The 24,693-nt window shown below is 72.9% G+C and carries 19 protein-coding genes; 10 read left to right on the top strand and 9 right to left on the bottom strand.

Features of this window, described 5'->3' with window-relative positions; genetic code table 11:
• Window positions 1-210 precede the first annotated feature (210 nt).
• Both ABID77_RS18545 and ABID77_RS18540 read left to right on the top strand, forming a co-directional pair.
• Window positions 211-420 carry a hypothetical protein gene (locus ABID77_RS18545; protein WP_429598935.1) on the top strand — a complete coding sequence of 70 codons (210 nt, stop codon included), beginning with the start codon at window positions 211-213 and terminating at the stop codon, window positions 418-420.
• A 435-nt stretch (window positions 421-855) separates the two neighbouring features.
• Window positions 856-1,233 (top strand): response regulator, encoded by a 378-nt coding sequence (locus tag ABID77_RS18540; protein ID WP_429598932.1) that lies wholly within the window; start codon window positions 856-858, stop codon window positions 1,231-1,233.
• Between the two features lie 45 nt (window positions 1,234-1,278).
• Here the strand turns inward: ABID77_RS18540 and ABID77_RS18535 are convergent, their stop codons facing one another.
• From ABID77_RS18535 to ABID77_RS18515, 5 genes are all read right to left on the bottom strand, one after another.
• Window positions 1,279-2,238, bottom strand: a complete 960-nt coding sequence (locus tag ABID77_RS18535) for a LysR substrate-binding domain-containing protein (RefSeq protein WP_429598929.1) — start codon at window positions 2,236-2,238, stop codon at window positions 1,279-1,281.
• A gap of 49 nt (window positions 2,239-2,287) precedes the next feature.
• Window positions 2,288-3,877 carry a tannase/feruloyl esterase family alpha/beta hydrolase gene (locus ABID77_RS18530; protein WP_429598927.1) on the bottom strand — a complete coding sequence of 530 codons (1,590 nt, stop codon included), beginning with the start codon at window positions 3,875-3,877 and terminating at the stop codon, window positions 2,288-2,290.
• Between the two features lie 29 nt (window positions 3,878-3,906).
• Window positions 3,907-5,325, bottom strand: coding sequence for an FAD-binding oxidoreductase (locus ABID77_RS18525; protein WP_429598947.1), 1,419 nt, complete (start codon window positions 5,323-5,325; stop codon window positions 3,907-3,909).
• Window positions 5,326-5,451: 126 nt separating this feature from the next.
• The gene (locus tag ABID77_RS18520; RefSeq protein WP_429598924.1) at window positions 5,452-6,789 is read right to left on the bottom strand and encodes an MFS transporter; all 1,338 of its coding nucleotides are present in this window, start codon (window positions 6,787-6,789) and stop codon (window positions 5,452-5,454) included.
• Between the two features lie 154 nt (window positions 6,790-6,943).
• Complete coding sequence (locus ABID77_RS18515) at window positions 6,944-7,618, bottom strand: hypothetical protein (RefSeq protein WP_429598921.1); 675 nt, start codon at window positions 7,616-7,618, stop codon at window positions 6,944-6,946.
• Between the two features lie 97 nt (window positions 7,619-7,715).
• On the opposite strand from ABID77_RS18515, the gene ABID77_RS18510 reads away from it, so the two are divergent.
• On the top strand, window positions 7,716-8,393 hold the full coding sequence (locus ABID77_RS18510) for a trimeric intracellular cation channel family protein (protein ID WP_429598919.1): 678 nt from the start codon (window positions 7,716-7,718) through the stop codon (window positions 8,391-8,393).
• 25 nt (window positions 8,394-8,418) lie between these two features.
• On the opposite strand, the gene ABID77_RS18505 is transcribed toward ABID77_RS18510, so the two are convergent.
• Both ABID77_RS18505 and otnK read right to left on the bottom strand, forming a co-directional pair.
• Window positions 8,419-9,090 carry an aldolase gene (locus ABID77_RS18505; protein WP_429598916.1) on the bottom strand — a complete coding sequence of 224 codons (672 nt, stop codon included), beginning with the start codon at window positions 9,088-9,090 and terminating at the stop codon, window positions 8,419-8,421.
• Window positions 9,087-10,382 carry a 3-oxo-tetronate kinase gene (gene otnK / locus ABID77_RS18500; RefSeq protein WP_429598913.1) on the bottom strand — a complete coding sequence of 432 codons (1,296 nt, stop codon included), beginning with the start codon at window positions 10,380-10,382 and terminating at the stop codon, window positions 9,087-9,089. The genes ABID77_RS18505 and otnK overlap by 4 nt, the downstream gene beginning before the upstream one ends.
• 167 nt (window positions 10,383-10,549) lie before the next feature.
• On the opposite strand from otnK, the gene ABID77_RS18495 reads away from it, so the two are divergent.
• The 4 genes from ABID77_RS18495 to ABID77_RS18480 are packed head-to-tail and all read left to right on the top strand — an operon-like array spanning window position 10,550 to window position 14,995.
• Complete coding sequence (locus tag ABID77_RS18495) at window positions 10,550-11,938, top strand: homoserine dehydrogenase (RefSeq protein WP_429598910.1); 1,389 nt, start codon at window positions 10,550-10,552, stop codon at window positions 11,936-11,938.
• Window positions 11,931-12,797: a DeoR/GlpR family DNA-binding transcription regulator gene (locus tag ABID77_RS18490; protein ID WP_429598907.1), complete on the top strand. Its 867-nt coding sequence runs from the start codon at window positions 11,931-11,933 to the stop codon at window positions 12,795-12,797. Before ABID77_RS18495 ends, ABID77_RS18490 begins: the two co-directional genes overlap by 8 nt.
• A complete protein-coding gene (locus tag ABID77_RS18485; RefSeq protein ID WP_429598903.1) occupies window positions 12,794-13,771 on the top strand; it encodes a tripartite tricarboxylate transporter substrate binding protein in 978 nt (325 codons plus the stop codon). Before ABID77_RS18490 ends, ABID77_RS18485 begins: the two co-directional genes overlap by 4 nt.
• A 27-nt stretch (window positions 13,772-13,798) precedes the next feature.
• Entirely contained in the window at window positions 13,799-14,995 is a 1,197-nt protein-coding gene (locus ABID77_RS18480) for an MFS transporter (RefSeq protein WP_429598900.1), read from the top strand.
• Between the two features lie 10 nt (window positions 14,996-15,005).
• Here the strand turns inward: ABID77_RS18480 and ABID77_RS18475 are convergent, their stop codons facing one another.
• Both ABID77_RS18475 and ABID77_RS18470 read right to left on the bottom strand, forming a co-directional pair.
• The gene (locus ABID77_RS18475) at window positions 15,006-17,594 is read right to left on the bottom strand and encodes a PAS domain-containing protein (RefSeq protein WP_429598897.1); all 2,589 of its coding nucleotides are present in this window, start codon (window positions 17,592-17,594) and stop codon (window positions 15,006-15,008) included.
• A gap of 291 nt (window positions 17,595-17,885) precedes the next feature.
• Window positions 17,886-18,803, bottom strand: coding sequence for a LysR family transcriptional regulator (locus ABID77_RS18470; protein ID WP_429598894.1), 918 nt, complete (start codon window positions 18,801-18,803; stop codon window positions 17,886-17,888).
• A gap of 216 nt (window positions 18,804-19,019) precedes the next feature.
• On the opposite strand from ABID77_RS18470, the gene ABID77_RS18465 reads away from it, so the two are divergent.
• The 3 genes from ABID77_RS18465 (at window position 19,020) to ABID77_RS18455 (ending at window position 24,691) form a co-directional block, all read left to right on the top strand.
• Window positions 19,020-19,961: an alpha/beta hydrolase gene (locus ABID77_RS18465; RefSeq protein ID WP_429598892.1), complete on the top strand. Its 942-nt coding sequence runs from the start codon at window positions 19,020-19,022 to the stop codon at window positions 19,959-19,961.
• 214 nt (window positions 19,962-20,175) lie between these two features.
• A complete protein-coding gene (locus tag ABID77_RS18460; protein WP_429598889.1) occupies window positions 20,176-21,432 on the top strand; it encodes an efflux RND transporter periplasmic adaptor subunit in 1,257 nt (418 codons plus the stop codon).
• A gap of 10 nt (window positions 21,433-21,442) precedes the next feature.
• Window positions 21,443-24,691, top strand: coding sequence for an efflux RND transporter permease subunit (locus ABID77_RS18455; protein WP_429598886.1), 3,249 nt, complete (start codon window positions 21,443-21,445; stop codon window positions 24,689-24,691).
• The last annotated feature ends 2 nt before the right edge of the window (window positions 24,692-24,693 follow it).

Below are 24,693 nucleotides of genomic sequence, written 5' to 3'. Positions count from 1 at the left end.
TGCGCTCCGCTCAACGGCGCTCAGTTCGAGTACGCCGGCTCCCACAAGCTCCCGGGTCGTCCCTTCCAGCTCGGCGTCGCCAACATCAACTGAGACACGACGGCCGGCTCACGCGACCCGTGCCGCGCCTTCGAGGCCGGCACCGGGTGCGTGAACCGGTCTTCCTTCGTCCGCTCCCCCATCCCTCCCGATGCAGAAAGACCGAACGCCATGAACCCCCTCGCCGCCATGGCCCTGACCGTCAAAGAACTGGAGCCCGGCGAGTTCCACTGGATCTGGCTGGACGAGACGGCCTCGTCCGACGACGACCTGCTGAGCTACAGCCCGCGGATCGTCAGCCCGCCCCACGCCAACGCCGCGGCCGCCTGGACGGCGGGCTACCTGGCCCTGCGCGCCGCCCTGCGGAGCGCTCCGACCTGAACGCACTTCGACCACGCGTCCTACGGGACGAACCCAGGCGCCTGTTACCTTGGTATTCTTCGACAGGGCCTTCATGCTTGCGAATTGCGGGAGCGGGATGCCGGGAGAGTGCGGATTCACTCCACCGGACGAGTTCTCAAACATGATGGCGTCAGGGTCCGGGTTAGCGCCGGCCATGCAGGTGAGAAACCTGGTGAAACCCCAAGACAGACGCTGCTTCATGCGAATGACGCCATCTTCAATCCCACGGGCCGATGCCTTGCAAGCCCCGCCGATCCGCCGAGGGTCGGCGGGGCTTCCTCGTTCCGGGCCGATCGCCGTCCGGCGTTCTGCCCTGCCGTCCCACAGCCGGAACACTACATTGCCTGCACGGACCGCCCGGCCAGCGCCCAGCATCCGTCGGAAGACCCCGATCTCGAAGGCATTCCGACTCCCATGGCCACCATCACCTTCCTCGTCGAGGACAACCCCGTCATCCGCGACAACCTCATCCCGACGCTGGAGGACCTGGGCAACGCGCGCGTGATCGGCCTGGCCGAGACCGAGACGGACGCGCTCGGCTGGCTGCGGTCGCACGACGGCGCGTGGGACCTGGCGGTGGTCGACCTGTTCCTGAAGGAGGGCTCGGGCCTGGGCGTGCTCAGGGGCTGCCACGACCGCCAGCCGCACCAGCGCGTCATCCTGCTGACCAACTACGCCACGGACGACATCCGCGCGCAGGCCAGCGCCCTGGGCGCCGACGCGGTGTTCGACAAGTCGACCGAGATCATGGAGATGCTCGACTTCTTCGGCCGCCTGCCGACGTCGAAGTAGACGCGGGGACGGCAGTCCGGAGCGGCGGGTGCCCCGGACCCATCGTCAGCCCGCCGGATCGCGCACGGCGAGGCAGCGCGCCCCGGCCCACCGCCCGCCCTCGCACAGGCCGCGCACGACCTCGTCGATCAGCCGGCCGATGGCGCGCTTGGCGTTGGTCTCGGGCAGGTGGCGCGAGGTGCACAGGCCGAGCGTGCGCGCCATGTCCGTGGCGGCGATGCGATGGGCCACGAGGCGTCCGTCCTCGACCTCGCGCTGCGCCAAGCCCAGCGGCATGATGCTCGGCCCGATGCCCGCCTCCACGGCGCTCTTGAGCACGTAGACCGAGTTGATCTCCGCCGCCACGCGCTGCGGCGGGCGCCCGGCGCGCTCGAGCGCGTCGTCGACCACCCAGCGCGTGCAGTGGCCGTGCTGCGGACTCGGCAGCACCAGCGGCCGCGCCGTGGCCTGGTCGAGTGAGACGTCGCCAGGCGGCGGCGCCAGCGGGTCCTGCGGCGAGTGCATCAGCACGAAGGCCTCCTCCACCAGCGGCACGAAGCGGATGTCGCGCGCGGGCATGGTGTCGGTGAACACGGCCATGTCGACGCGGCCGCCGAGCAGCTGGTCGGCCATGTTGCCGGTGAGCTCCTCGTTGAGGTGCAGCAGGACGTTCGGATAGCGGCTCGCCACCGCGCGCATCAGGGGCAGCGCCAGGGTGGCGGCCACGCTCTGCGGCAACGCCACGATGACCGAGCCGACCACCGTGTCCGACGAGCGCAGCACGGCCTCGCGGGCGTCCCGGATCTGCTTGAGGATGCCCTGGGCGTACTCGTAGAACACCCGGCCGGCCTCGGTCGTCGCGACGCCGTTGCGGCTGCGCAGCAGCAGCTTCACGCCCAGCTCCGTCTCCAGCTCGGCCACCTGGCGGCTGAGCGCCGACTGCGCGACGTGCAGGTGCTCGGCCGCGCGCGACAGGCTCCGGCGGTCGACGATCTCGAGGAAATACTTGAACTGGCGCAGCTCCATGCGCGGGATTCTGGACCGTTCCGCCGGGATCCGACCCCGGGGTCTCCCGTCAGTCGGTCGCGCAGGCGTAGCTGCCGGCCGCGTTCACGTCGCCGGCGCCCCGGTAGCGCGGGTACGCCGGGTACTTGCACAGCGGCCGCGTCGCCACCGTCGCGCCGCTCGCGTCCACCTTGCGGTGCGCCAGCGACTGCGCCGACGGCGGCGTGCCGGCTTCGACCCAGGTCGACACCGCCTTGAGCAGATCGACCCGGTCGGGTCCGGCGCCGCCGTAGCAGTGGCCCACGCCGGGCGCCATGAACAGCTCGACGGTGCGGTCGGCCCGGGCCTGGCCGAGCGCGCCGACGACGCCCTCGTAGTAGCGCGCGGTGTCGCGCGCGCTCACCGAGCTGTCGGTCGTGCCGTTCCACAGGATCAGCTTGGCGCCACGCGCCGCCAGCGGCGCCAGGTCCGGATCGAAGGCGTTGAACAGGCCGCCGACGGTGGCCAAGCGCGGCAGCCAGGCGTCGTAGTTCCAGGTCGACGTGTCGTAGTTCGGGTCGCGCGTGATGAACGAGCGCACGAAGCCGTCCGAGAACAGGCCCTGCACCGAATTGCCGCCGAACGCGGCGCTCGGCCAGATGTACTCGCCCCAGCCCTTGGCGGTGTTCTCGGCGCCGGGGAAGTAGCCGGGGTGCGTCCAGCGGCCGTCGGCCGAGGCGATCGGCGAGGTCACGGTGCGGACGGTGGCGATCTGCGCGTCGGACAGACACCCGTCGCCGGTGTCCGCGCCCGCCGCGCAGCGCAGCGGCGCCGGGTCGTAGGTGCAGGCCCGCGGCCTGGAGACGATACCGTCGACGACGCCGTCGAGGCCGTCGCACTGCGCCAGCACGGCGTTCGCCAGCAGGGTCTGCTTGGCCGGGTTCAGTGCGTTGGCGGGCGTGCGGACCTGCCTGGCGATGCGGTTGAACTGCATGAACAGCCCCATGACGTTGCCCGCCGGCGCGCGCGCCACGATGCCGTCGAAATCCTCCGGATGGCGCTGGGCCTCGATCAGGGCGTCGTGGCCGCCCATGGAACAGCCCTCGAAATAGCTGCGCGAGGCGGGCGTGCCGAAGAAGTTCGCGACCAGCGCCTTGCCGGCGGGCAGCGCGCGATGCTCGGACCGGTAGGTGAAGTCGGCGAGCTGCTCGTCGTCGAGCGCGAAGGCGGCCCTGAAGTAGTCGATGCCGCGCGCCCCGGGGTAGTCGTAGCCGCCGTTGGTGCCCAGCGTGGCGTAGCGCTCGGTGAGGATCGATTCGCTGAACTGCAGGTCGGTGGCCACCGGCATGGCGCCGTCGAAGCCGCCGCCGCCCAGGAAGGCGATCTTGCCGTTCCAGCCGCTGGTGGGCATGCGGGCCTCGAAGCGCAGCGTCGAGCCGTCGACCCTGGCGGTGACCACGCAGTACTCCGGCTGCGCGCCGGCGGCGGCGACCACCCGGGCCTCCTGCACCGTGGCGCCACCGGCCAGCGCCTGGCCGGCGATGCCGGGGCACTTCTGCGCCAGCGTCGGCGCGGCGGGCACCGGGACCGGCCCGGTGGCGCCCGGGCCGTCGTCGTTGCCGCCGCCGCAGCCGGCGACGGCCAGGAGGGCGACCAGGGAAGCGATGCGCGTGGATGTCATGGCGATGTGTCTTTCTCTCGTCTCGTGGATCAGGCGGTGAAGCTCACGACCTTGCCGGGGTTGAGGATGTTGTGCGGATCGAAGGCGTGCTTGACGGCGCGCATCAGCGCGACCGCGTGTGCGCCGTGCTCCTCGACGAGGTAGCGCATCTTGTGCAGGCCCACGCCGTGCTCGCCGGTGGAGGTGCCGCCGTGGCGCAGCGAGCGCTGCACCAGGCGGTGGCTGAAGGCCTCGGCCGCCGCGTTCTCCTCGGCCGAATCGGGGTCCACCAGCACCAGGCAGTGGAAGTTGCCGTCGCCCACGTGGCCGAAGACCGGCGCGAGCAGGCCGTGCTCGCGGAGGTCCGCCAGCGTCTCCTCCACGCAGTCGGCCAGCGCCGACAGCGGCACGCAGGCGTCGGTGGTCATGCTGCGGCAGCCGGGCCTGAGCTGCAGCGAGGCGAAGTAGGCGTGGTGGCGCGGCGTCCACAGGCGCGAGCGCTCCTCCTGCAGGCTGGCCCACTGGAATTCGCCGCCGCCGTGGCCGTCGGCGATCTCGCGCACGATCGCGGCCTGCTCGTCGATCTGTGCCTGGCTGCCGGCGAACTCCAGGAACAGCGTCGGCTTCTCCGCCAGCGCCGTGCGGCTGTGGGCGTTGACGGCCCGGATCGTGAGGGCGTCGAGCATCTCCGCGCGCGCGAGCGGCACGCCCAGCTGGATCGACTCGATCACGCAGTCCACCGCCGCGCGCACCGCCGGGAAGTTCACCACCGCCGCGGCCACCACCTCCGGATGCGGGTGGATGCGCACGGTGGCCTCGGTGACCAGGCCCAGGGTGCCCTCAGAGCCGCAGAACAGCTGCGTCAGGTTGTAGCCGGCCGAGCTCTTGCGCGCGTGGGAGGCCGTGCGCACGACCTCGCCCGTGGCCGTGACCACCGTCAGGCTGACCACGTTGTCGCGCATGGTGCCGTAGCGCACGGTGTTGGTCCCCGAGGCGCCGGTGGCCACCATGCCGCCGACGGTCGCGTCCGCCCCGGGGTCGACCGAGAAGAAGAAGCCTGTGCCCGCCAGCGCCGCGTTGAGCCGGGTGCGCGTGACGCCGGCCTGCACGGTGGCGGTGAGGTCGCCCGGGCGGATCTCCAGCACGGCGTCCATCTGCGAGAAGTCCACGCACACGCCGCCCTCCACCGCCAGCAGGTGGCCCTCGATCGAGGAGCCGACGCCGAAGGGGATGACCGGCACGCGCTCGGCGGCGCAGGCGCGCACCACGAAGGCGACCTCGTCGGTGTCGTGGACGTAGACCACCGCGTCCGGCGGCAGCGGGCGGTAGCTCGACTCGTCGCTGCCGTGCTGGAGCAGCACCGCCTCGGTCGTCGAGCAGCGGGCGCCGAAGCGCTCGCGCAGGGCGGCGACCAGCGCGGCCGAGGGCGCGCGGCGGGCAGCGGCGGCGACCGGCTGCGCAGGGTTCATCACATGGGCGTCCATGGGCGGTTCCTCGTCGAGGGAGATGGGAGATGGAGACCGCCGGCGGGGTGCCCGCGGCGGGAGGTCGGGAAAGCCGGGAAAACCGGGAAGGGCCGAGGAGGCGGGGCGGCCTCAGCGCGCCGTGCCCGTCGATGCCGCCGTCTTCGACGGCCGCACCATCAGCACCAGCACCGCGCCGATCACCAGCAGCGCCGCGAGCATGTGCAGCCCGGCGTCGGTGCTCTTCGTCGCGTCCTTGATCATCCCGATCAGGAAGGGCGCGGCGAAGCCCGAGAGGTTGCCGAAGGAGTTGATGAAGGCGATGCCCGCCGCCGCCGCCGCGCCGCCCAGGAAGCCCGTGGGCATGCCCCAGAACACCGGCAGCGTCGACATGATCCCCATCGTCGCGATGGTCAGTCCGACCAGCGACCAGGCCGTGCTGCCGTGCATCGCCACGCTCATCACCAGCCCGCCGGCGCCGATCACGGCGGCGACGGCCGAGTGCCAGCGGTGCTCCAGGTGGCGGTCGGCGCTGCGCGCGGTCAGGTACATGGCCACCACCCCGAAGGACCAGGGGATCGCGCTGAGCAGGCCGATGTCCAGCGCGCCCTTCACGCCGATGGCCTTGATGATGCTCGGCAGCCAGAACGAGATGCCGTAGAGCCCCGAGACGAAGGCGAAGTACACCAGCGCCAACAGCCACACCCGCGGGTTGGCGATCACGCGCCAGACGCTCGCCTCGGCCTTGCCGTCGCCGTCGGCGGCGATGTCGCGCGCGATCAGCGCGCGCTCCTGCGGCGCGAGCCAGGCGGCGTCGGCGACGCGGTCGTCGAGGTAGTTCCACACCACCAGGCCCAGCGCCACCGTCGGCAGGCCCTGCAGCAGGAACAGCCACTGCCAGCCCTGCCAGCCGTTGACGCCGGCCATGCCCTGCAGGATCCAGCCGGAGATCGGCCCGCCCAGGATGCCGGCGAAGGGGATCGCCGCCAGGAACAGCGAGGTCGCCTTGCCGCGCCGCGCCGCCGGGAACCAGTAGGTGAGGTAGAGGATGATGCCGGGAAAGAAGCCGGCCTCGGCCGCGCCGAGGAAGAAGCGGACGACGTAGAACGTCATCGGCGAGTTCACGAACATCGTGCCGGCCGACAGCAGCCCCCAGGTGATCATGATCCGCGCGATCCAGCGCCGCGCGCCGACCCTGTGCAGGATCACGTTGCTGGGCACCTCGAAGAGGAAGTAGCCGACGAAGAAGATGCCCGCGCCCAGGCCGTAGACGGCCTCGCTGAACTGCAGCGCGTCCTGCATCTGCAGCTTGGCGAAGCCGACGTTGACGCGGTCGAGGTAGGCCACGATGTAGCAGACGAACAGCAGCGGGATGAGCCGCCAGCCGACCTTGCGGTAGACGGCGTCGGCGTCCGCGCCCGCGGCGGAAACGGTGCCGCCGCGTGGCGGCGACAGGGTGGTGGTGGTCATCGTCTCGTCTCCGGATGTCGTTCTGGACGCCCATGGTCGGCGATGGACCGGAGCGACCCCACAGGGTTAACGCGCGGGATTCATAGGGATGGGAGAAGCATCCATCTCGCAAACAGATGGCAAAAAGCGTGGTGCCGGGCCGCCGCCGGCCGCCTCAGCCCGCGTCCGGCAGGCCGAAGATCGCCAGCGCGACCGCGAGGTCGACGACCACCGCCAGCAGGAACACGGCCAGCGCCAGCAGGAAGGCGCGCCAGCGCGTCGTGCCCAGGCGGGCGTGGAACCAGCGCACCTGCACGCCCAGGTACCAGCCGACCGCGACGGTGGCGAGCACGCCCGAGGTCCCCGGGAAGCCGAAGCGGCCGAGCGCGGTGGCGACGGAGGCCGCCGCGATCAGGGGCGACGCGAACAGGCATTGCAGGAAGAACGGGCGCCGCAGCGACTCCCGGTCCACCTCCCGCCCCTGCCGGACCAGCAGGGCCGAGGCCATGAGCAGCGGGAAGAAGCTCCAGGCGACGCAACGGAAGATCAGCAGGTTGGTGTCCGAGGCGAGCAGCAGGCGCGCCAGGTCGGACCTCGCCGCCACGAGGCTCTCGTGCAGCGCGATCTCCAGGGCGTGCCCGAGCAGGATCGTCAGCATCAGGAACAGCGGCGGACTCACCAGGTCGGCGAACTGCCTCTCCGGCGGCGCCGCCATCTCGGCCTCGGCCCGCGCGGCCAGCCGCAGCGGATGGCGCACGACGCGCCACAGGGTGCGCGGGTAGAACAGCAGCCACGTCATCACCTCGTAGAGCAGTTCTTCGAGGGAACGGATGAACTTGAGGAATTCCATGGCGAGGTGCGAGGCGCCGCGATGCGTCGCTCGGTCGATCCCGGTGGCCGGTCGCCGGATCATAGGCAGCGCCGCCGGAGCAAGTACGCTCGCCGACATGCCCCTCCTGCCCGCCCTCCCCTCGCTCCAGGTCCTCTCCCTGTCGAACGCGCAGATCGCGATCGAGGCCGCCGCCACCGTGGCCTTCGCGCTGTCGGGGCTGATCGCGGCGGCGCGCGCCCGGCTCGACGCCGTCGGCGTGGTCGTGGTCGCCGGCCTGGCGGCCTTCGGCGGCGGCACGCTGCGCGACATCCTGCTCGACCGGCGCCCGTTCTTCTGGGTCGAGCACGCCGGCTGGCTGTGGGTGCTGCTGGCGCTGTGCGTCGGCGCGATGCTGTTCCTGCGCGACCGGCACTTCGCGCTGACCGAGCGCGCCATGCAGTGGCCCGACGCCCTCGGCCTCGGCCTGTTCACCGCCACCGGCACCCAGATCGCGCTCGACGCCGGGATGCCGGCCATCGTCGCCGTGCTGATGGGGATGATCACGGCGGTCTTCGGCGGCGTGCTGCGCGACATCGTCTGCAACGAGATCCCGCGCGCCTTCCGCGACCACCAGCCCTACGCGATCTGCGCCTTCGCCGGCGCCTGGGTGATCGTCGGCGCGCGCGCGCTCGACGCGCCGCCCTGGCTGGCCCTGCTGGCGGCGGCGGCGACCGCCGCGCTCCTGCGCGGACTGTCGATGCTGCTGGGCTGGACGTTGCCGGCATGGCGCTCCGGCGCGCCGGACCCGGACTGAGCCCGGGCCGGGACGTCCCGCCGCATCACCAGCGCACGCCGAACGCCGCCTCCAGCTCGCCGACCTGCGCGGCCGTCAGCGGCGCGGGCCGCGGGCTCGTCATCAGCCACAGCCGCGCGGTCTCCTCCAGCTCCTCCAGCGCATGGCCGGCGCCCGACACGCTCGCGTGCCAGACCACCGGGCCGAGCCGTTCCAGCAGCACCCCGCGCACGTCCGGCGCCAGCGCGGCCACCCGCGCGGCGACCTCGGCGGCACCCGGCCGGGCATAGGGGATCAGGGGCACGCGGCCGATCTTCATGACCTGGTAGGGCGTGATCGGCGGCAGCACGGCGTCGGGCGAATGCACGCCCGCCAGCGTCAGCGCGACCAGGTGCGTGGAATGGGTGTGCAGGACGCAGCGCGCCTTCGCGTCGCGCGCGTAGATGCCGCGATGCAGCGCGAGCGTCTTGGACGGCCGGTCGCCGGAGACCCAGTCGCCGGCGGCGCTCACCTTGGACAGCCGCGCCGGGTCGAGCCGGCCGAGGCAGGCGTCGGTCGGCGTGATGAGCCAGCCGTCGGCCAGCCGGGCGGAGATGTTGCCGGCCGTGCCCGTGGTGTAGCCGCGCGCGTGCAGGCCGGCGCCGACCTCGGCGATCTCCTCGCGCAGGCGCGCCTCGTCGGCGGCGACGTCGGCCGCGCCGGTGTCCGGCGCCGTCACGCGGCGCCCCCGTCGAGCTGGCGCAGCGCCTTCTCGAAGAAGTCCTCGGCGCCGAAATTGCCCGACTTGAGGACCACGGCCAGCGGTTGCGCCTCGCCCAGCGATTGCGTCTCGGGCACGCCGGGATCGATCTGGCGCCCGATGCGCAGCGCCTGCAGTCCCAGCGCCTGGATCACGGCGCCGGAGGTCTCGCCGCCGGCGACCACGAAGCGGCGCGTGCCGCGCGCGCGCAGCCGCGCCGCGACCTCGCCCAGCGCCGCCTCGATCAGCGCGCCGGCGCGCGCCGCGCCGAGCTCGGCCTGCACGCGGCGCACCTCGTCGGCCGGGGTGGTGGCGTAGATCAGGGTCGTCGCGTCCGCGCCGGCGGCGGCGACGGCATCGAGCGCGGCCTCGACCACGGCCTCGCCGCGCGCCAGCGCCAGCGGATCGACCCGGAAGGCCGGCCGGCCGGCGCGCAGCCAGGCCGCGACCTGGCCGTTGGTGGCGGTGGAGGCGCTGCCCGAGAGCACGACGGCCGGGCCGGGGACCGTCGGCAGATGGGCGGCGTCGCTCTCGCGCAGGGTGCCCCGGCGGCGGAAGTTGGCCGGCAGGCCCTGCGCCAGGCCGGAGCCGCCGGTCACCAGCGCGGCGTCGGCGCAGGCCTCGCCGAGCGCGACCAGGTCGCCGTCGGAGACGGCGTCGGCGATCGCCAGGCGCACGCCCTCGCCGCGCAAGGCCGCCATGCGCTCGCGGACGCGGGACGCGCCCGCCGCCACGTCGGGCTGGGCGAGAAGGCCGACGCGGCCGACGCTCTGGGCCTGCAGCACGCGCACCAGGTCGGCGTCACGCATCGGCGTGAGCGGATGGTTCTCCATGCCCGATTCGTTGAGCAGCTTCCGCCCGACGAAGAGATGCCCCAGGTACACCGTGCGCCCGGCGCCGGGGAACGCCGGGCAGGCGATGGCGAAGTCGCAGCCCAGCGCGTCCTGCAGGGCCTCGGCCACCGGGCCGATGTTGCCCTCGGCGGTGGAGTCGAAGGTCGAGCAGTACTTGAAGAAGAACTGCGTGCAGCCCCGCCCCTGGAGCCAGCGCAGGGCCTCCAGGCTTTCGGCCACGGCCCGTTCGCGCGGGGCGGTGCGCGACTTCAGCGCGACGACGACCGCGTCCGCGTCCAGCGAGGCGGCCAGCGCGTCCGAGGGTACGCCGATGGTCTGCACGGTGCGCATGCCGCCGCGCACGAGGATGTTGGCGAGGTCGGTGGCGCCGGTGAAGTCGTCGGCGATGCACCCCAGGAGGGGCTTGGGCGTTTCCATGGATGAGGGTCCTTCCGTTCGGTCGAATGTACGTCGTGCTGTGAACAAATGGTAAGAGATGCCCCACATCTTCACAAGAAGAAGTCGATATTTGTGATTCCTTGTGATTTTCTGTGAATAATGACGCCGCACATCGCATCCGACCCGTTCCAAGGAAAGCCTCTCCCATGAACTTCGAGCTCCTGTTCGCCGATCAACCCCAACGCGAGGTGCGCTTCACCCTCACCGGCGCCAAGGGCGGCTTCGCGCGCACCCTGCTGGCCCAGGTCCGGGCGATGCCGCGCCTGGTGCCGGCGGCCCTGTGCGACCTCGACCTGCCGGGCCTGCGCGCCCTGTGCGAGGAACTGGGCTTCCCGGCCGCGCGGCTGGTGGAATGCCACGACGCCGCGCAGGTCGCCGCCGCGCCGGCCGACGCCATTCGCCTGGTGGCCGACGCCGGCCTGCTGCGCGATGTGCCGCACGACATCCTGGTGGAGGCCACCGGCAACCCGACGGTCGGCCACCGCGTGGCCCGCGAGGCGATCGACGCCGGCCGCCACGTGGCCATGGTCAGCAAGGAGGTCGACACCGTCGCCGGCGTGACGCTGGCCCGCCGGGCCGCCGCCCGGGGCGTGGTCTACACCACCGCCGACGGCGACCAGCCGGCCAATCTGATCGGCTGGGTGAGCTGGGCGCGCACGCTGGGGCTGGAGATCGTCGCGGCGGGCAAGTCGGGCGAGTACGACCTCGTCTACGACCCGGCCACCGGCGTGCTGCGCCAGCTCGACGAGACCATCGCCGCGCCGGCGCTGTCGGAACTGCTGACGCTGGGCGAGGACGTCCCCGCCACGCTGGCGGCCCGCCGCGCCGCCCTGGGCGGCCTGAAGACCGGCGCCACGGCCGACTACTGCGAGATGGCCGTGGTGGCCTCGAGCACCGGCCTGGTCGCCGACGTCGAGGCCATGCACTACCCCGTCGCGCGCACCGCCGAGCTGGCCGACGTCTACGCCCTGCGCGAGCACGGCGGCATCGTCGGGCGACCGGGGGTGATCGACGTCTTCAACGTGCTGCGCCTGCCGGGCGAGGCCAGCTTCGCGGGCGGCGTGTTCGTCGTCGTGCGCACCGGCGACGCGCCGACCTGGCAGCTGCTGGCGCAGAAGGGCCACATCGTGAGCCGCGACGGCCGCTACGCCTGCATGTACCTGCCCTACCACTTCATGGGCGTGGAGACGCCCATCACCCTGCTGGGCGCGGTGCTGCACGGCCGCGCCTCCGGCAGCGACCGCCCGGCGCAGCACGCCGTCCTGGCCGGCCGCGCCATCGAGACCATCCCCGCGGGCACCGTGCTGCGCATGGGCGGCCACCACCACGACGTGACCGGCGTGGCGCCGGTGCTGCTCGCGCGCGCCGAGGCGCCCGCCGACGTCGCCCCGCTCTACCTGGCCGCGCACGCCACGACCGCGCGCGAGATCCGCGCCGGCGAACTGATCTCGCTCGACGACATCCGGGGCGACGACCCGGCGCTGCGCGAGGCCTGGCTCGACGGCCTGCGGGACGACGCCCCCCGCCATGGATGAGGTCGCCGTTCCCGAGGGCGCGGCCGGCCGGGGCGCCGCGCTGATCCCCGAGCAGCGGCGCGAGATGATCGTGCGGCAGCTGCGCCGCCACCAGGTCCTGAGCGTCCACCAGCTCACCGAACTGCTCGGCTGCTCGCACATGACCGTGCGCCGCGACGTCGCCGCGCTGGAGGAGAGCGGGCGCGTCTACGCGATCTCCGGCGGCGTGCGCATCGCCAGCCACATGGTCAGCGAGCCCAGCCACCAGGCCAAGTCGGTCGCCGAGCAGCCGCAGAAGCAGGCCATCGCGGCGCACGTCGCGCCCCTGCTCAAGCCCGGCATGACCGTCTACCTCGACGCCGGCACCACCACTGCCTGCCTGATCCCGTCGATCGTCGCGCTGGCGGACATGACGGTGCTCACCAACGACTTCCACGCCGCGCTGGCGCTGTCGGACCACCCGGGCGTGACCGTGGTGCACACCGGCGGCGTGCTCGACCACCCCAACGGATCGAGCGTCGGTCCGCTGGCGGCGGCCACGCTGCGGCGGCTGGTGGCGGACATCGCATTCCTCTCGGCGAGTTCGTGGGACCTCGAACGCGGCGTCACCACGCCCTCGGCGCCCAAGGTGGAGGTCAAGCGCGCGGCGATGGAGATCGCGTCGCAGCGCGTGCTGCTGGCCACCGGCGCCAAGTACGGCACCTACGGTACCTACCGCGTGGCCGCGCTGGCCGAGTTCGACCTCGTCGTCACCGACGACGGCCTGTCCGGGGCCGCCGTGCAGCGCCTGCGCGAATCCGGCCTCGAGATCGGGATCGCCGTCGCCACCCCACCGCCGACACCTTTTCAGAACCCCCGACCCGACGGAGACCGACCATGACCCCCCGCCTCAGATTTCTCCCGCTCGCGGCCGCCGCGCTGTGCCTGCTGCTGCCGCCGGCCGCGACGGCCCAGGACGCCTGGCCCGCCAAGCCGATCACGATCGTCGTCAGCTACCCCGCCGGCGGCGCGGCCGACATGCTCGCGCGCCTGGTCGCGCCGAAGATGGCCGCGACCCTAGGCCAGTCCGTCGTCATCGACAACCGGGGCGGCGGCGCCGGCCAGATCGGCGCGGCGGTGGTGGCCCGCGCCAAGCCCGACGGCTACACGCTCATGGTCGACGGCGGCGGCTACGCCATCAACCCGACCCTGTTCCCGAAGCTGCCCTACGACACCGCCAAGGCCTTCGCGCCGGTCGGCATCCTGGGCGTGTTCCCGCTGGTGCTGACGACGACGCCGACCTTCCAGGCCAAGTCGGTCAAGGACCTCGTCGCCATGGCCAAGGCCGCGCCGGACACCGTGTCCTACGCGTCGCCGGGCACCGGATCGACGCAGCACCTGGCGACCGAGCAGTTCCTGCAGCAGGCCAAGGTCCGCATGACGCACATCCCGTACAAGGGCGGCAGCCCGGCGATGGCCGACGTCATGGGCGGCCACGTGCCGGTCTACGTCGCCAACATCGGCTCGTCGCTGGCCAACATCCGGTCGGCCAAGCTGGCGCCGCTGGCGGTGATGGCCGCGCGCCGTTCGCCCTCGCTGCCCGACGTACCGACGCTGGCCGAGGCCGGCGTCCCCAACGCCGAGGCCTACGAGTGGAACGGCATGTTCCTGCCCGCCGGCGTGCCCCCGGCGATCGCCGCCAGGCTGGGCGACGCCCTGCACGCCGCGCTCGCCGCCCCGGACGTGCGCGAGCGCATCGCCAGCGTCGGCGGCGAGGCCTTCCCCGGCGGCCCGGCGGAGATGGCGAAGTTCATCGAGCAGCAGACCGCGCGCATGGGCAAGGTCGTGCGCGACGGCAACATCCGTCCGGAATAAAGAACCGGCCCGCGACCCGTTGCGCGCATGAGCGACGTCCCCTCCGAGCCGTCCGCCTGGACCACGCTGTCGGTCACCCTGGGCATCCAGGCGCTGGTGTCGATGGCGGCCCTGACGCTGTCGGTGCTGGCACCGCTGATCGCGCCGCCGCTGGGCCGCGCGGCGTCGACGCTGGCGGGCCTGTTCGCCGCCCTGGTGTTCCTGGGCGCGATGGCCTCCAGCCTGGCCGCCGGCGCGCTGGTGGCGCGGGTGGGCGCCATCCGGGCCAGCCAGCTCGGCCTGGGACTGTGCGCGGCGGGCCTCGCCTGCGCCACCCTGCCCTGGCTGCCGGCGATGGTGGGCGGCGCGCTGCTGATCGGGCTGGGCTACGGCCCGATCACGCCGGCGAGTTCGCACCTGCTCATCCGCACCACGCCGGCGCACCGCCTGTCGCTGATGTTCTCCATCAAGCAGACCGGCGTGCCGGCGGGCGGCCTCATGGCGGGCGCGCTGGCGCCCGGCCTGGCCCTGCTGGCCGGCTGGCAGGCCGCCGTGCTGGCCGTCGCCCTGGCCTGCGTGCTGGTGGCGGCCCTCGCGCAACCCCTGCGCGCGGCCTTCGACGGCGACCGCGACCCGCGGGCCCGCCTGCGCGCCGCCCACCTCCTGCGCCCCGTGCGGCTGGTGCTGTCGCAGGGCATCCTCAAGCGCCTCGCCCTGTGCTCCTTCCTGTTCGCGATCGCGCAGGTGGCGCTCACGGCCTTCCTGGTGATCCACCTGCACGAGGGTCTGGGCGTCGACCTCGTCGCGGCCGGGCTGCTGCTGTCGATCGCGCAGGGCGCCGGCGTGGTCGGCCGCATCGCCTGGGGCTGGGTGGCCGACGCCGGGCTGGGACCGCGCCGCACCCTGACCCTGCTGGCCGCGCTGATGGCCGCCTCGGCCCTGGCCACGGCCGCCCTGCCCGCCGGCGCGCCCGCGGCCGCGACGGTGGCGGTGCTGCTGGCCTTCGGCGCCAGCGCGGTCGGCTGGAACGGCGTCTACCTGGCCGAGGTCGCGCGCCGCGCCCCCGCCGGCCTCGCCGGCGTCGCCACCGGCGGCGTGCTGGTCTTCACGTTCTTCGGCAACGTCGCCGGACCGCTGCTGTTCGGCACGGTGGCCGGCCTGGCGGGCGGCTTCCAGGTCGCCTACGCCCTGCTGGCGCTGCCGCTGGCCGCCGCGGGCGTGCTGCTGCACCGCATGCGGGCCTGAGGACGTCCGGTCACGCGGCCGTCGACCGCACCAGCGCCCGCACCCGCTCGCCCAGCACGCGCAGCTCGAAGGGCTTGGTCAGGACCTGCATGCCCTCGGGCAGGTGGCCGTGGCTCAGGGCGGCGGTCTCGGCATAGCCGGTGACGAAGAGCACGCGCAGCGCCGGGATCAGGACGCGCGCCGCGTCGGCCACCTGGCGGCCGTTCATGCCGCCGGGCAGGCCGACGTCGGTGACCAGCAGCGCGACGGAGCGGTCGGCCTGCAGCAGCTCGATGGCGCGGGGACCGTTCTCCGCCTGCAGCACCCGGTAGCCCCGCTCGCCCAGCAGGTCGACCATCAGCGCGCGCACCGCGGCCTCGTCGTCGACGACCAGCACGGTCTCGCCCCGCCCGGCGTCGGCGGGCGCCGTCGCGGCCGCCGGCGACGCCCGCTCGGGCGCGGCCTCGCCCTCGTGGCGCGGCAGGTACACGCACACCACGGTGCCGGTGCCCACGTTCGAGCGGATGCGCGCCTGCCCGCCGGACTGGCGCGCGAAGCCGTAGACCATGGACAGGCCCAGGCCGGTGCCCACGCCGATCGGCTTGGTGGTGAAGAAGGGATCGAAGGCGCGCGCGATCACCTCCGGCGGCATGCCGGCGCCGGTGTCGCTCACGCAGATCGACACGTAGTCGCCGGGCGCGAGCCCGTGCGCGGCCGCGGCCGGCGCGTCGAGCACGTGGTTGGCCGTGGCGACCACCAGACGGCCGCCGTCGGGCATGGCGTCGCGGGCGTTGATGCACAGATTGAGCAGCGCGTTCTCCAGCTGGCCCGGATCGGCCAGCACCGGCCACACCGCGGTGCCGGGGACGACGTCGAGCGCCACCTGCGGGCCGATGGTGCGCCGCACCAGCTCCTCGAAGCCGTCGATCAGCCGGTCGACGTCGACGTGCTTGGGCTCCAGGGTCTGCTGGCGCGAGAACGCCAGCAGGCGGTGCGTCAGCGCGGCCGCGCGCCGGGTGGCGGTCTGCCCCATGTCGACATGGCGCGCCAGCCCCGGCCGGTCCTGTCCCAGGCGCTTGATCAGCTCGAAGCTGCCGGAGATGGCGGCCAGCAGGTTGTTGAAGTCGTGGGCGAGGCCGCCGGTGAGCTGCCCCACGGCCTCCATCTTCTGCTCCTGGCGCAGCGCGGCCTCGGACTGCATCAGCGCCGCCGTGCGTTCCTGCACCTGGCGCTCCAGGGAGGCCGCCAGGTCGCGCAGGCGATGCTCGGCGCGCCGGCGCGCCACCGCCTGGCGCGTGCGCTGCGCCACCTCCTGGACCAGCGCGACCTCCTCGGCGGTCCAGGGCCGCGCGGTGGCGACGGCCAGGTAGAGCAGCGCGACCAGTTCGCCCGCCTCGACGATCGGCATGTTGAGGATCGAGCGCGCGTCGACGGCGATCAGGTCGTCGGCGGTGGCGCGGGTGCGCGGATCGTCGCGCACGTCCCCGATCACCACCGGATCGCCGCGCAGCAGGTCCTCGACGTAGCGGCCGTAGTCGCGGAACCGCAGCGTGCCGGTGAGCGAGACGATGCCCGGCGCGGTCCAGTCGCGCTCGATCACGATGGTCTCGGTGCGCGCGTCGACCGTGCCGTAGCCGGCGCGGCTCGCGTCCAGCAGCCGGCCCAGGCCCTCGGCCGCGCGGCAGGCGATGCCGGCCGGATCGTCGATGACGCTGAAGACGTCGCGGTCGAGCGCCAGCAGCAATTCGGTGCGGCGCCGGGCCAGCACCGCGTCGGTGATGTCCTGGGAGGTGCCGGCGAGGTAGAGCGGCCGGCCGGCGGCATCGCGCTTCACGCGCGCCTGCACCTTGACCCAGGCCAGCCGGGCGTCGGGGCGCACCACGCGGTACTCGATGCGGTAGTCCTCCCCGGTCGCGACGGCGTGCGCCACCGCGTCGCGCATGCGCGCCCGATCGTCCGGATGCACCGCCGCGAGCAGTTCGCCGTAGGCGAACGGCCGCATCGGGTCGCGTCCGAAGTTGCGCTTGCAATGCTCGGAAGCGGTCAAGACCTCGGTGGCCAGGTCGAACTCCCAGATGCCGAGATCGCCCGCGTCGGCCGCGGCGAGCAGGCGTTCCTCGGCGGCCTCCAGCGCCCGGACGCGGCGCGCCAGCTCCGCCGTGAGCACGGCATTGGACGATTCGAGGCCCTTCACGCGCTCCAGCTCGAGCGTGACGTCCTCCTGGCTGGCGAAGAAGTACGCCACCTCGCCGGACCGGTCGCGCACCGGCCCGATCAGCAGCCGGTTCCAGAACGGCTCGCCGCTCTTGCGGTGGTTGCGCAGGTCGACGCGGATGCCCCGCGCCTCGCGCACCGCGTCGCGGATCGCCTGCACGGCGGCCGCATCGGTCTCGGGACCCTGCAGGAAGCGGCAGTTGCGCCCGACGACCTCCTCGCGCGCGTAGCCGGTCATGCGGCAGAAGGCGTCGTTGACGAACACCACCGGGTGGTCCGGCTGCCGGCAGTCGGTGACCATCATGGGCATCTGCGTCGCGCGGACCAGCGCCACGAACGGGTCGGTGCCGTCGTCGAGTCCCAGCAGGCGGAGGTCGGCGGGCGGATCGGATGGGTTCGGGGGCAAGGTCACCTCGGTGGGCGATGGCGGTCGGCGCGTGGACCGGGGTGGGGGGATCGTCCGGTGGCGCCGGCGAAGGCGAGGAGCGTACCGCATGGACACGCCATTTCGGCGTCGGCCGATCCGCCCTGCACGCAAGGAAGAAAACCGAGCAAGCGCATGCGGATTCCGCGCTTGGCCGATGCGCGGCACGGGCCAACAATGAAGGCTCGTTTCCTGGTGAGGGGTGTCTTCTCGTCGTCGAACGACGTTCCCGGGCCGCAGTCGCGGCCCGTTTTTTTGGGGGCCGGTCCCGCCTCAGGTCCGCTGCAGCTGCGGATGCGCCGCGAACAGCGCCGCCGCCCAGTCGACGAAGGCCCGCACCTTGGCGCTGAGGTGGCGGTTGGGCGGATAGACCACGTACACCGGCAGCGGCTCGCGCGTCCAGTCCGGCAGCACCCGCGCCAGGGCGCCGCCGTCGAGATGCGGCTGCGCGATGAAGGTCACCATCTGGGAGACGCCGAGCCCGGCGAGCACGGCGCTGGTGTGCGCGGTGGTCTCGTTGACGGCGATCCGGTAGGGCGTCGTCAGTTCGATGCGCTCGCCGTCCTTGTTGAACTCGTGCGGATACATGCGCCGCCCGCCGGGCGCGAACTGGTTGACCAGCCGGTGGCCCTTGCGCTCCAGGTCGTGCGGGTGCTCGGGCACGCCGTGGCGCTTCAGGTAGGCGGGCGTGGCGACCGTCACGAAGGGCAGGTGGCCGATGCGCCGGGCCACCAGCGACTGGTCGGTGACCTCGCCGATGCGGATCACGCAGTCGACGTTGTCGGCCACCAGGTCGACCACGCGATCGCTCACGCCGAGGTCGAGCTGGATGTCGGGGTAGCGCTCGTGGAAGGTCGACAGGGCCGGGATCAGCAGCAGGCTCGCGGTGGCGGAGCCGACGTCGATGCGCAATCGCCCCTGCGGCATCGACTGCGCGTCGGTCATGCTGGCGTCGAGGTCGTCGAAGTCCACCAGCAGGCGCGAGGCGCGCTCGTAGTAGGCGGCGCCGTCGGCCGTCACGGTGACGCGGCGCGTGGTGCGGTTGAGCAGCTTGACGCGCACGCGCGCCTCGAGCGCCTGGATCTGCTTGGTGACCGTGCCCTTGGGCAGCGCCAGCGAATCGGCCGCGCGCGTGAAGCTGCCGGACTCGACGACGCGGGCGAAGATGCGCATGGCCTGGATCTGATCCATGGGTGAGTTCCCTGCCCTTTCCCTGGGGTGTGGTTGCCTGCGGCACGGCGCCGCATGCGGGCAATTCTCCCCCCGGCCTGTGGTGCAATTGTGAGCGGACTGGAAACAGTGCAGTGCCTTCGGACGCGTCCACGGGCCGTTCGGCGCCCGTACATTCACTGCATCGCCTCTCCTGCCACCGTCGCCTCGATCCGTCCACCCGAACCCTCCGCCGCCATGACCACCCGCCCCTCGTCCCTCGCCGCCGAAGTCCCGACGCCGGCCGCCGCGTCGCCGACCGCGCTGCAGGCGGACGAGCGCGACATCGTGATCGCGCTGGCGGGCCGCGATCCGGTCCTGGCGCGGACCTACGGCGTGCGCGCCGGTCGCGTCGCCGCGGGCACGCCGGCGCAGCCCCTGGTGCTGCACTTCCACGGCGGCAACTTCGCCTGCGGCGACCTCGACGACGGCCGCTGTGTGGCGCGCCTGCTGGTCGAGGCCGGCGCGGCGGTGGTGTCGATGGCCTACCCGCTGGCGCCGCTGCACCCCTTCCCCGACGCGATCGAAGTCGGCTACGAGGCGCTGGTCTGGCTTTACAGGCAACGCACCAGGCTGGCCGGCAAGGGCGCCCCGGTGTACCTGGCCGGCGAGGAGGCCGGCGGCAACCTGGCGGCGTCGCTGGCGCTGATCGCCCGCGACCGCGCGCACCCGCCGCTGGCCGGGCAGTTGCTGCTGTCGCCGATGCTCGACCCCTGCGTGGGCACGGCGTCGATGCGCGAGGCGACCTCCGACGCCACCGAGGTCACCGAGTGCAAGTACTTCCAGGGCTGGAAGGACTACCTGCAGCGCCCGCGCGATGCCGAGCACCCCTACGCCGTTCCCGGCGGCGCGCGCCGCCTGGCCGACCTGGCGCCGACGCTGGTGCTGGCCGGGCAGGACGATCCGATGCGCGACGAGGCGCTGGCCTATGCGAAGCGGCTGCAGGACGCCGGCATCCCGGTGTGCAGCCAGGTGCTGACGAGCGCCCAGGGCTGGCCCGAGGCCCTGGCCGATCCGGCGACGGCCGACTCGGCGTGTCCGTGCTCGGCATCGGTGCTGCAGCAGTTCCGCCGCTTCTTCGACCAGACCCGGCCCGCCGAAGCGGCGGCACCGGCACCGAAACCCGGACCGCCGCACTAGGCGCCACGGGCGCGCGGGGCGAACGCTCCGGCCGCGCCCGCCCTCCGACCTCCGATCTCCGATCACCCCGGCTGCCGGCCGATCCGGCCCCAGCCCCGGCCGCCGCATGGCTGCCCCGACCACGACCCGTCCGCGTCGTTCGCACCCCGCATCGCGGGCGGCGGGCCGGGGTCGCGCCTTTCCGAACCACACAACAGCCAACGAGGAGTCCGTCATGTCCATCCCTTCCACCCATCGCCTGTCGTCCCTGGCGCGCCGCGGCCTCTGGCCGACGCTGACGCTGCTCACCGCCGTCGCCGCCTTCGCGGCGGCGCTCTTCGGACTGCGCAGCGCCGACGCCGGCGAGAGCGCCGCCGCCGTGCCGCCGGCACCCCCGGTGTCCGTCGCCACCGTCGCGCAGACCGAGATCACGGCCTGGGACGAGTTCTCCGGCCGGCTCGAGGCGGTGGAGCGGGTCGACGTGCGCTCCCGCGTCGCCGGCGCGCTGCAGTCGGTGCATTTCAAGGAGGGGTCGCTGGTGAGGAAGGGCGACCTGCTGATCACCATCGACCCGGCGCCCTACGCGGCCGAGGTCGAGCGCGCCGAGGCGCAGGTCGCCTCGGCTCAGGCCCGTGCCTCGTTCAGCCGCGGCGAGCAGGAACGCTCGCGCCGCCTGTTCGAGGAGCGCGCCATCGCCCAGCGCGAGGCCGACGAGCGCGTCAACGCCACCCGCGAGGCCGAGGCCGCCCTGCGCGCCGCGCAGGCCTCGCTGCGGACGGCGCGGCTGAGCCTGGACTACACGCAGGTCCGCGCGCCGGTCGCGGGCCGCGTCGGCCGGCTGGAGGTCACGGTCGGCAACCTGGTGCCGGCCGGCCCGGGCGCGCCGGTGCTCACGACGCTGGTGTCGGTCAGCCCGATCTACGCCAGCTTCGACGCCGACGAGCAGACCGTCGGCCGCGCGCTGAAGGACACCGCCGGCGCGGCCGGCACCCGCGGCGCGCTGGAACGCATTCCCGTGCGGATGGGCACGGCCGCCACCCCGGGCACGCCCTTCGAGGGCCGGCTGCAGCTGATCGACAACCAGGTCGACGCGCGCAGCGGCACGGTGCGCGTGCGCGCCGCCTTCGACAACGCCGACGGCACGCTGATCCCCGGCCAGTTCGCCCGCGTCCGCATGGGCCAGGCGCGCAGCAGCCGGGTCGTGCTGGTGAGCGAACGCGCCATCGGCACCGACCAGAGCAGGAAGTTCGTGCTCGTCGTCGGCGCCGGCGACAAGGCCGAGTACCGCGAGGTCACCCTCGGCGCACCTGCCGACGGACTGCGCGTGGTGAGCGCCGGCCTGCAGCCGGGCGAGCGCGTGATCGTCAACGGCCTGCAGCACGTGCGTCCCGGCACGGTGGTCGCGCCGCAGGCGGTGCCGATGGAAGCCCGGGCGCCCGGGGCCTCGCCCGCCACGCCGTCCGCTCCGGCCAAGCTGGCCGCCAACACCTGAGGCGACGGCCATGAACCTCTCCAGATTCTTCATCGACCGGCCGATCTTCGCCGGCGTGCTGTCGGTGCTCATGCTCATCGCCGGGCTGGTCGCCCTGCGCGGCCTGCCGATCTCCGAGTACCCGGAGGTCGCGCCGCCCTCGATCGTGGTGCGCGCGCAGTACCCGGGCGCCAATCCCAAGGTGATCGCCGAGACCGTCGCCACGCCGATTGAGGAGCAGATCAACGGCGTCGAGGGCATGCTCTACATGGGCAGCCAGGCGACCACCGACGGCGTGATGACGCTGACCGTGACCTTCCGGCTGGGCACCGACCCGGACAAGGCGCAGCAACTGGTGCAGAACCGCGTCTCGCAGGCCGAGCCGCGCCTGCCCGAGGAGGTGCGCCGGCTGGGCGTGACGACCGTCAAGAGCGCGCCCGACCTGACGATGGTCGTCCACATGGTCTCGCCCAACGGCCGCTACGACATCGACTACCTGCGCAACTACGCGGTGCTCAACGTCAAGGACCGGCTCGCGCGCATCGGCGGCGTCGGCCAGGTGCAGATCTTCGGCGGCGGCGACTACGCGATGCGCGTCTGGCTCGATCCGCAGAAGGTGGCGCAGCGCGGCCTGTCGGCCGCCGACGTGGTGGCGGCCATCCGCGGCCAGAACATCCAGGCCGCCGCCGGCGTGGTCGGCGCCTCGCCGGGACTCGCGGGCGTCGACATGCAGCTCTCCATCAACGCCCGGGGCCGCCTGCAGAGCGAGGAGGAGTTCGGCGACATCATCGTCAAGACCGGCGGCGACGGCGCCGGCACGCAGGTCACGCGGCTGCGCGACATCGGCCGGCTGGAGATGGGCGCGGCCGACTACTCGCTGCGTTCGCTGCTCAACAACGACGCGGCCGTCGGCATGGGCGTGTTCCAGTCGCCGGGCTCCAACGCGCTGGACATCTCGCGCGACGTGCGCGCCACCATGGACGACCTCGCCAGGAGCATGCCCGAGGGCGTGGAATACCGCATCGCCTACGACCCGACGCAGTTCGTGCGGGCCTCGATCGAGTCGGTGATCCACACGCTGCTGGAGGCCATCGCGCTGGTGGTGCTGGTGGTGATCCTGTTCCTGCAGACCTGGCGCGCCTCGATCATCCCGCTGCTGGCGGTGCCGGTGTCGGTGGTGGGCACCTTCGCGGTGCTGCACCTGCTCGGCTTCTCGATCAACGCGCTGTCGCTGTTCGGGCTGGTGCTGGCGATCGGCATCGTGGTGGACGACGCCATCGTGGTGGTGGAGAACGTCGAGCGCAACATCGAATCCGGCCTGGCCCCGCGCGAGGCGACCTACAAGGCGATGCGCGAGGTCTCCGGCCCGATCGTGGCGATCGCGCTGGTGCTGGTGGCGGTGTTCGTGCCGCTGGCCTTCCTCAGCGGACTGACCGGGCAGTTCTACCGCCAGTTCGCCGTCACCATCGCGATCTCGACGGTGATCTCGGCCATCAACTCGCTCACGCTGTCGCCGGCGCTCGCCGCCCTGCTGCTGCGCGGCCACGATCAGCCGAAGGACGCGCTCACGCGCGGCATGGACCGGGTCTTCGGCGGGCTGTTCCGCGGCTTCAACCGGCTGTTCCATCGCGGCTCGGAAGCCTACGGTGGCGGCGTCAAGGCCGTCATCTCGCGCAAGACATTGATGCTGGCGATCTACCTGGCGCTCGTGGGCGCGACCTTCGGGCTCTTCAAGGCGGTGCCCGGCGGCTTCGTGCCGGCCCAGGACAAGCAGTACCTGATCGGCTTCGCGCAGCTGCCCGACGGCGCCACGCTGGACCGCACGGAGGACGTGATCCACCGCATGGGCGAGCTGGTCAAGCAGAACCCGAACGTGGAGGACGCCATCGCCTTCCCCGGCCTGTCGATCAACGGCTTCACCAACAGCTCGAACTCGGGCGTGGTGTTCGTCACGCTCAAGCCCTTCGCGCAGCGCCGCGCCAAGGACCAGAGCGGCGGCGCCGTCGCCGGCCAGCTCAACCAGGCCTTCGCCGGCATCCAGGACGCCTTCATCGTGATGTTCCCGCCGCCGCCGGTGGCCGGCCTGGGCACCACGGGCGGCTTCAAGCTGCAGCTGGAAGACCGCGCCTCGCTCGGCTACGACGCCATGGACGCGGCGGTCAAGGCCTTCATGGGCAAGGCGCGCCAGTCGCCCGAGCTCGCCGGCCTGTTCACCAGCTGGCAGGTCAACGTGCCGCAGCTCTACGCCGACATCGACCGCACCAAGGCGCGCCAGCTCGGCGTGGCGGTGACCGACATCTTCGAGACCATGCAGATCTACCTCGGCAGCCTCTATGCCAACGACTTCAACCGCTTCGGCCGCACGTACTCCGTGCGCGTCCAGGCCGACGCGCCCTACCGCGCCCGCGCCGAGGACGTCGGGCTGCTGAAGGTGCGCTCGGCGAGCGGCGAGATGGTGCCGCTGTCGGCGCTGATGAAGGTCGGCGCCAGCTTCGGCCCCGAGCGCGCCATGCGCTACAACGGCTACCTCTCGGCCGACGTCAACGGCGGCCCGGCTCCGGGCGTGTCGTCGGGCCAGGCGCAGGACGCCATCGCGCGCATCGCCGCCGAGACCCTGCCCCAGGGCATCGCCTACGAATGGACCGAGCTGACCTACCAGGAGATCCTGGCCGGCAACTCCGCCGTGCTGGTGTTCCCGCTGGCGCTGCTGCTGGTGTTCCTGGTGCTGGCCGCGCAGTACGAGAGCTTGACGCTGCCGCTGTCGATCATCCTGATCGTGCCGATGGGGCTGCTCGCGGCGATGACGGGGGTGTGGATCTCGGGCGGCGACAACAACGTCTTCACGCAGATCGGGCTGATCGTGCTGGTCGGGCTGAGCGCCAAGAACGCCATCCTGATCGTCGAGTTCGCCCGCGAGCTGGAGTTCGCCGGCCGCACGCCCGTGCAGGCCGCCGTCGAGGCCAGCCGGCTGCGGCTGCGACCGATCCTGATGACCTCGCTGGCGTTCGTGATGGGCGTGCTGCCGCTGGTGCTGTCCACCGGCGCCGGCGCCGAGATGCGCAGCGCGATGGGCGTGGCGGTGTTCGCCGGAATGATCGGCGTGACGGCCTTCGGCCTGTTCCTGACGCCGGTGTTCTACGTCGCGCTGCGCCGGCTGGCCGGCAACCGGCCGCTGAAGCTGCACGGCGAGGTGCCGCATCACGCCGAAGCCTTCGCGCCGCCCGGCGACCTGGCCATTCCCCACGCGGCCAACGGCACCCCGTCGGCCCAAGGAGTCTGAAG

Source organism: Variovorax sp. PvP013 (assembly GCF_050435945.1).
Taxonomy (GTDB): Bacteria; Pseudomonadota; Gammaproteobacteria; order Burkholderiales; family Burkholderiaceae_C; genus Variovorax.
This window is presented reverse-complemented; position numbering and strand designations above follow the sequence as displayed.